Genomic DNA, 6,446 nt, shown 5'->3' on the forward strand with positions numbered 1-6,446 from the left:
CTCCAATCAGTTGCGGAACGGGAACTTGAAAGCACGCAGCAGAGCGCGGCCTTCGTCGTCCGAACGAGCAGTGGTGGTCAGGGTGATGTCCAAACCGCGCAGAGCATCGATCTTGTCGTAGTCGATTTCCGGGAAGATGATCTGCTCTTTCACGCCCATGCTGTAGTTGCCACGACCATCGAAGGACTTGGCATTCAGGCCGCGGAAGTCGCGAACCCGAGGCAGGGAGATCGCCAGCAGGCGGTCCAGGAATTCGTACATCTTGTCGCTACGCAGGGTCACCTTGACGCCGATCGGCCAGCCTTCGCGGACTTTGAAGCCAGCGATGGATTTGCGAGCGAAAGTCACGACCGGCTTTTGACCGGTGATCTTTTCCAGGTCAGCAACAGCGTGCTCGATGACTTTCTTGTCGCCGATCGCTTCGCCCAGACCCATGTTCAGGGTGATCTTGGTAACGCGCGGAACTTCCATCACGTTCGACAGCTTAAGTTCTTCCTTAAGCTTAGGAGCGATTTCGTTCCGGTAAATCTCTTTCAGTCGTGCCATGGTCTTCTACCTAGCAGTGTTCAAGCATCAACCGCTTTTTGGGTCGACTTGAAGACACGAATTTTTTTACCGTCTTCTACTTTGAAACCAACGCGGTCAGCCTTGTTGGTTTCACCGTTGAAGATGGCAACGTTGGAAGCGTGCAGAGGCGCTTCTTTCTCGACGATACCGCCCTGTACGCCCGCCATCGGGTTAGGCTTGGTATGACGCTTGACCAGGTTCACGCCACCGATAACCAGACGGTCATCAGCCAGAACCTTCAGCACCTTACCGCGCTTACCTTTGTCTTTGCCGGCGATCACGATGATCTCGTCGTCACGACGAATCTTTTGCATGTCGGATCTCCTTACAGCACTTCAGGGGCGAGCGAGACGATCTTCATGAACTTCTCAGTACGAAGTTCACGGGTCACTGGCCCGAAGATGCGAGTGCCGATCGGCTCTTGCTTGTTGTTCAGCAGAACAGCAGCGTTGCCGTCGAAACGAATGATGGAACCGTCAGCGCGACGAACACCGTGACGGGTACGTACGACGACAGCGGTCATCACTTGGCCTTTTTTGACCTTACCGCGCGGAATTGCTTCCTTGACGGTTACTTTGATGATGTCACCGATACCGGCGTAACGGCGGTGCGAACCGCCGAGTACCTTGATGCACATGACGCGACGAGCGCCGCTGTTATCGGCCACATCGAGCATGGATTGAGTCTGAATCATAAAATTTCTCCGACCCTTAGCCCTTAGACTTCAACAGCGCGTTCGAGGACTTCAACCAGTGCCCAGGACTTGGTCTTGGCCAGCGGACGGGTTTCACGGATGGAAACCTTGTCGCCGATCTTGCACTGGTTGGCTTCGTCGTGCGCGTGCAGCTTAGTCGAACGCTTAACGTATTTACCGTAGATCGGGTGCTTTACGCGACGCTCGATCAGAACGGTGATGGTCTTGTCCATTTTGTCGCTGACGACACGGCCAGTCAGCGTACGGACGGTTTTTTCAGCTTCAGCCATGATCACTTACCTGCCTGCTGGTTGAGCACAGTTTTCACGCGAGCGATGTCACGCTTAACTTGCGAGAGCAGGTGCGACTGCCCCAACTGGCCAGTTGCTTTCTGCATACGCAGATTGAACTGGTCGCGCAGCAAGCCGAGCAGTTGCTCGTTCAGTTGCTGTGCCGATTTTTCACGAAGTTCATTCGCTTTCATCACATCACCGTCCGCTTAACAAAGGAGGTGGCGAGAGGCAGCTTTGCAGCAGCCAGGGCGAAAGCTTCGCGCGCCAGCTCTTCAGAAACACCCTCGATCTCGTACAGGACTTTGCCTGGCTGAATCTGGGCAACCCAGTATTCCACGGAGCCCTTACCTTTACCCATACGAACCTCAAGAGGTTTTTTGGAGATCGGCTTGTCCGGGAACACACGGATCCAGATCTTACCGCCACGCTTAACGTGACGGGTCAGCGCACGACGTGCGGACTCGATCTGGCGAGCGGTGAGGCGACCGCGAGCAACAGCTTTCAGGGCGAATTCGCCGAAGCTGACTTTGCTACCGCGCAGTGCCAGACCACGGTTGTGGCCAGTCATCTGCTTGCGGAATTTTGTACGCTTTGGTTGCAACATTTGGCGTACCCCTTACTTAGCAGCTTTTTTACGAGGCGCTGGTGCTTGTGGTTTCAGTTCTTCTTGGCGACCACCAATAACTTCGCCTTTGAAGATCCAAACCTTCACACCGATCACACCGTAAGTGGTGTGAGCTTCGTAGGTGTTGTAGTCGATATCGGCACGCAGGGTGTGCAGAGGCACACGACCTTCGCGATACCACTCGGTACGAGCAATCTCAGCACCGCCGAGACGACCGCTCACCTGGATCTTGATGCCCTTGGCACCAATACGCATGGCGTTCTGTACCGCGCGCTTCATGGCGCGACGGAACATTACACGGCGTTCCAGCTGCTGAGCTACGCTCTGCGCAACCAGCATAGCGTCGAGTTCCGGCTTGCGGATCTCTTCGATGTTGATGTGCACAGGCACACCCATCTGCTTGGTCAGGTCCTGACGCAGCTTCTCGACATCTTCACCTTTCTTACCGATAACGATACCGGGACGAGCGGTGTGGATGGTGATGCGTGCAGTTTGAGCCGGACGATGAATATCGATACGGCTTACGGACGCGCTTTTTAGTTTGTCTTGGAGGTACTCACGCGTTTTCAGATCCTTCAACAGGTAATCTGCGTAAGTAGCACCGTCTGCGTACCAGACGGAGGTGTGCTCCTTGACGATTCCCAGGCGAATGCCAGTGGGATGTACTTTCTGACCCATCTGATCGACTCCGTTACTTGTCCGCAACCTTGACAGTGATATGGCAAGACCGCTTGACGATGCGATCAGCACGGCCTTTGGCACGTGGCATGATGCGCTTCAGCGAACGCCCTTCGTTGACGAAGACGGTGGAGACCTTCAGGTCATCAACGTCTGCGCCTTCGTTGTGTTCGGCGTTGGCTACGGCCGACTCGAGGACTTTCTTCATGATTTCAGCGGCTTTTTTGCTGCTGAAGGCCAACAGGTTGAGCGCTTCGCCCACCTTCTTCCCGCGGATCTGGTCGGCGACCAAGCGGGCTTTCTGGGCGGAGATGCGAGCGCCCGACAACTTAGCGGCTACTTCCATTTCCTTACCCCTTAACGCTTGGCTTTCTTGTCAGCCACGTGCCCGCGATAGGTGCGGGTACCGGCGAACTCGCCCAGTTTGTGGCCGACCATGTCTTCGTTCACGAGAACTGGAACATGCTGGCGACCGTTGTGAACCGCGATGGTCAGACCGACCATTTGTGGCAGGATCATCGAACGGCGCGACCAGGTTTTAACTGGCTTGCGATCGTTCTTCTCCACCGCCACTTCGACCTTCTTCAACAGGTGAAGATCGATAAAAGGACCTTTTTTCAGAGAACGTGGCACTGTCGTATCCCTCTAGTTACTTGCGACGACGGACGATCATGTTGTCGGTACGCTTATTACCACGGGTTTTAGCACCCTTGGTTGGGAAGCCCCATGGCGATACCGGATGACGACCACCGGAGGTACGACCTTCACCACCACCGTGTGGGTGGTCAACCGGGTTCATGGCAACACCACGAACGGTTGGGCGAACGCCGCGCCAGCGTTTGGCACCAGCTTTACCCAGCGAACGCAGGCTGTGCTCGGAGTTCGAGACTTCGCCCAGGGTCGCACGGCACTCAGCCAGGACTTTACGCATTTCACCAGAGCGCAGACGCAGGGTCACGTAGACACCTTCGCGAGCGATCAGCTGAGCCGAAGCACCAGCGGAACGAGCGATCTGAGCACCTTTACCCGGCTTCAGTTCGATGCCGTGAATGGTGCTACCTACTGGAATGTTGCGCAGCTGCAGGGAGTTACCGGCCTTGATTGGGGCCAGGGCACCTGCGATCAGCTGGTCGCCAGCGCTCACGCCTTTAGGCGCGATGATGTAGCGACGCTCACCGTCTGCGTAGCACAGCAGGGCGATGTGAGCAGTACGGTTTGGATCGTATTCGATACGCTCGACAGTGGCTGGAATGCCATCTTTGTCGTTGCGACGGAAGTCGACCAGACGGTAATGCTGCTTGTGACCACCACCAACGTGACGAGTGGTAATGCGGCCATTGTTGTTACGACCACCAGACTTCGATTTTTTCTCGATCAGCGGTGCGTGAGGAGCGCCTTTGTGCAGCTCCTTGTTGACCACCTTGACCACGAAACGGCGGCCAGGGGAAGTCGGTTTGCATTTAACGATTGCCATGATGCACCCCTTCCTTACTCAGCACTGCTGCTGAAATCGAGATCTTGGCCTGGCTGAAGGGAGACGATCGCCTTCTTCCAGTCATTACGCTTGCCCAGACCACGTGCGGTACGCTTGGTTTTACCCAGAACGTTAACAGTCGACACGTTTTCAACTTTTACGTTGAACAGGCCTTCGACAGCTTTCTTGATTTCCAGCTTGGTTGCATCAGTAGCAACCTTGAATACGAACTGGCCTTTTTTCTCAGCCAGAACGGTAGCCTTCTCGGAAACGTGCGGGCCAAGGAGGACTTTGAATACGCGTTCCTGGTTCATCCCAGCAGCTCCTCGAATTTCTTCACGGCCGAGACAGTGATCAACACTTTCTCGTATGCGATCAGACTGACCGGGTCGGAACCTTGTACGTCACGTACGTCGACGTGCGGCAGGTTACGAGCAGCCAGGTACAGGTTCTGATCAACAGCGTCGGAAACGATCAGTACATCGCTCAGACCCATGCCGTTCAGCTTGTTCAGCAGATCTTTGGTTTTCGGTGCTTCAACAGCGAAGTCCTGAACCACGACCAGACGGTCGCTACGCACCAGCTCAGCGAGGATGGAGCGCAGAGCTGCGCGATACATCTTCTTGTTGAGCTTTTGCGAGTGATCTTGAGGGCGAGCTGCGAAGGTTACACCACCGCCACGCCAGATCGGACCACGAGTGGTACCAGCACGAGCACGGCCAGTACCCTTCTGACGCCATGGGCGCTTACCGCCACCAGCCACGTCGGAACGGGTCTTCTGCTGCTTGGTGCCCTGACGGCCGCCGGCCATGTAGGCCACGACTGCTTGGTGAACCAGCGTCTCGTTGAATTCGCCACCGAAAGTCAGTTCGGAAACTTCGATCGCCTGAGCGTCATTTACATTAAGTTGCATGTCAGTTTCCCCTTAACCGCGAGCCTTGACAGCTGGACGTACAACCACGTCGCCGCCAGTAGCGCCAGGTACGGCACCCTTGATCAGCAGCAGGTTGCGTTCAGCGTCTACGCGAACTACTTCCAGGGACTGAACAGTCACGCGCTCGGCGCCCATGTGACCGGACATTTTCTTGCCCTTGAACACACGACCAGGAGTCTGGCACTGGCCGATGGAACCAGGAACACGGTGCGACACGGAGTTACCGTGGGTGTTGTCCTGACCACGGAAGTTCCAGCGCTTGATGGTACCGGCGAAGCCTTTACCTTTGGACTGACCAGTAACGTCTACCAGCTGGCCTGCAGTGAAGAGTTCAGCTTTGATCAGATCGCCAGCCTGGAAATCGCCTTCTTCAAGACGGAACTCCCAAACACCGCGACCAGCGGCAACGTTGGCCTTGGCGAAGTGGCCTGCCTGAGCGGCAGTCACACGCGAAGCACGACGCTCGCCGACAGTGACTTGCACTGCACGGTAGCCATCGGTTTCTTCAGTTTTGAACTGGGTGACGCGATTCGGCTCGATCTCAATGACCGTGACCGGAATGGAGACACCTTCTTCGGTGAAAATGCGGGTCATACCGCACTTGCGACCGATTACACCAATAGTCATGTTGTAAACCTCATGAGTGTACGGGGCTTTCACCCGCTATGGCCGCCCATTTCAGAGCGTTACACGACTAGACCGAAGTCTTAGCCGAGGCTGATCTGTACTTCCACACCTGCCGCCAGATCAAGCTTCATCAGCGCGTCAACGGTTTTATCCGTTGGCTGGACGATGTCCAGAACACGCTTATGAGTGCGAATCTCGTACTGGTCACGCGCGTCTTTGTTGACGTGCGGGGAGACCAGAACGGTGAAACGCTCTTTGCGGGTAGGCAGTGGAATTGGACCACGCACTTGTGCACCAGTACGTTTCGCGGTTTCCACGATTTCCTGGGTGGATTGGTCGATCAGGCGATGGTCGAAAGCCTTCAACCTGATACGGATTTGCTGATTTTGCATTGGATTTCAGACTCCAGGCTGTTCCCAACGGACGCACTACGCCCGCTAAAAGGAGGCGTGATTCTATAGACGCCCCCAATTAGTGTCAACCCAATAAAAAAAACCCCCGCTGAGCGGGGGTTTTTTCAATCGGTCGAGTGATTACTCGATGATTTTGGCCAC

General features: G+C 55.5%; 14 protein-coding genes. All 14 read right to left on the reverse strand.

Annotated elements, in window-relative coordinates:
- Positions 1-6 precede the first annotated feature (6 nt).
- The 14 genes from rplE to rpsJ all read right to left on the reverse strand — a co-directional run bounded on the left by rplE (position 7) and on the right by rpsJ (position 6,284).
- Positions 7-546, reverse strand: coding sequence for a 50S ribosomal protein L5 (gene rplE / locus ACF8FB_RS09955; RefSeq protein WP_003255474.1), 540 nt, complete (start codon positions 544-546; stop codon positions 7-9).
- Positions 547-566: 20 nt separating this feature from the next.
- Positions 567-881 (reverse strand): 50S ribosomal protein L24, encoded by a 315-nt coding sequence (gene rplX / locus ACF8FB_RS09960; RefSeq protein ID WP_003255476.1) that lies wholly within the window; start codon positions 879-881, stop codon positions 567-569.
- A gap of 11 nt (positions 882-892) precedes the next feature.
- On the reverse strand, positions 893-1,261 hold the full coding sequence (gene rplN / locus ACF8FB_RS09965) for a 50S ribosomal protein L14 (RefSeq protein WP_002555479.1): 369 nt from the start codon (positions 1,259-1,261) through the stop codon (positions 893-895).
- A gap of 23 nt (positions 1,262-1,284) precedes the next feature.
- Positions 1,285-1,551, reverse strand: coding sequence for a 30S ribosomal protein S17 (gene rpsQ / locus ACF8FB_RS09970; RefSeq protein ID WP_003255478.1), 267 nt, complete (start codon positions 1,549-1,551; stop codon positions 1,285-1,287).
- 2 nt (positions 1,552-1,553) lie between these two features.
- Positions 1,554-1,745 carry a 50S ribosomal protein L29 gene (gene rpmC / locus ACF8FB_RS09975; protein ID WP_002555481.1) on the reverse strand — a complete coding sequence of 64 codons (192 nt, stop codon included), beginning with the start codon at positions 1,743-1,745 and terminating at the stop codon, positions 1,554-1,556.
- Positions 1,745-2,158: a 50S ribosomal protein L16 gene (rplP, locus tag ACF8FB_RS09980; RefSeq protein WP_003255479.1), complete on the reverse strand. Its 414-nt coding sequence runs from the start codon at positions 2,156-2,158 to the stop codon at positions 1,745-1,747. The genes rpmC and rplP overlap by 1 nt, the downstream gene beginning before the upstream one ends.
- Before the next feature lie 12 nt (positions 2,159-2,170).
- Complete coding sequence (rpsC, locus tag ACF8FB_RS09985; protein WP_003255481.1) at positions 2,171-2,857, reverse strand: 30S ribosomal protein S3; 687 nt, start codon at positions 2,855-2,857, stop codon at positions 2,171-2,173.
- A gap of 13 nt (positions 2,858-2,870) precedes the next feature.
- Positions 2,871-3,203: a 50S ribosomal protein L22 gene (gene rplV, locus ACF8FB_RS09990; RefSeq protein ID WP_003103908.1), complete on the reverse strand. Its 333-nt coding sequence runs from the start codon at positions 3,201-3,203 to the stop codon at positions 2,871-2,873.
- Positions 3,204-3,214: 11 nt separating this feature from the next.
- Positions 3,215-3,490 (reverse strand): 30S ribosomal protein S19, encoded by a 276-nt coding sequence (rpsS, locus tag ACF8FB_RS09995; RefSeq protein ID WP_003255482.1) that lies wholly within the window; start codon positions 3,488-3,490, stop codon positions 3,215-3,217.
- 16 nt (positions 3,491-3,506) lie between these two features.
- Complete coding sequence (gene rplB, locus ACF8FB_RS10000) at positions 3,507-4,331, reverse strand: 50S ribosomal protein L2 (RefSeq protein WP_003255483.1); 825 nt, start codon at positions 4,329-4,331, stop codon at positions 3,507-3,509.
- 14 nt (positions 4,332-4,345) lie between these two features.
- Complete coding sequence (rplW, locus tag ACF8FB_RS10005) at positions 4,346-4,645, reverse strand: 50S ribosomal protein L23 (protein ID WP_003255484.1); 300 nt, start codon at positions 4,643-4,645, stop codon at positions 4,346-4,348.
- Positions 4,642-5,244, reverse strand: coding sequence for a 50S ribosomal protein L4 (rplD, locus tag ACF8FB_RS10010; RefSeq protein ID WP_003255485.1), 603 nt, complete (start codon positions 5,242-5,244; stop codon positions 4,642-4,644). Before rplD ends, rplW begins: the two co-directional genes overlap by 4 nt.
- Positions 5,245-5,256: 12 nt before the next feature.
- Positions 5,257-5,892, reverse strand: a complete 636-nt coding sequence (gene rplC, locus ACF8FB_RS10015; protein WP_003255486.1) for a 50S ribosomal protein L3 — start codon at positions 5,890-5,892, stop codon at positions 5,257-5,259.
- Positions 5,893-5,972: 80 nt separating this feature from the next.
- Positions 5,973-6,284: a 30S ribosomal protein S10 gene (rpsJ, locus tag ACF8FB_RS10020; protein ID WP_003186070.1), complete on the reverse strand. Its 312-nt coding sequence runs from the start codon at positions 6,282-6,284 to the stop codon at positions 5,973-5,975.
- Positions 6,285-6,446 lie beyond the last annotated feature (162 nt).

Source organism: Pseudomonas sp. yb_2 (assembly GCF_043103905.1).
GTDB lineage: Bacteria > Pseudomonadota > Gammaproteobacteria > Pseudomonadales > Pseudomonadaceae > Aquipseudomonas > Aquipseudomonas alloputida.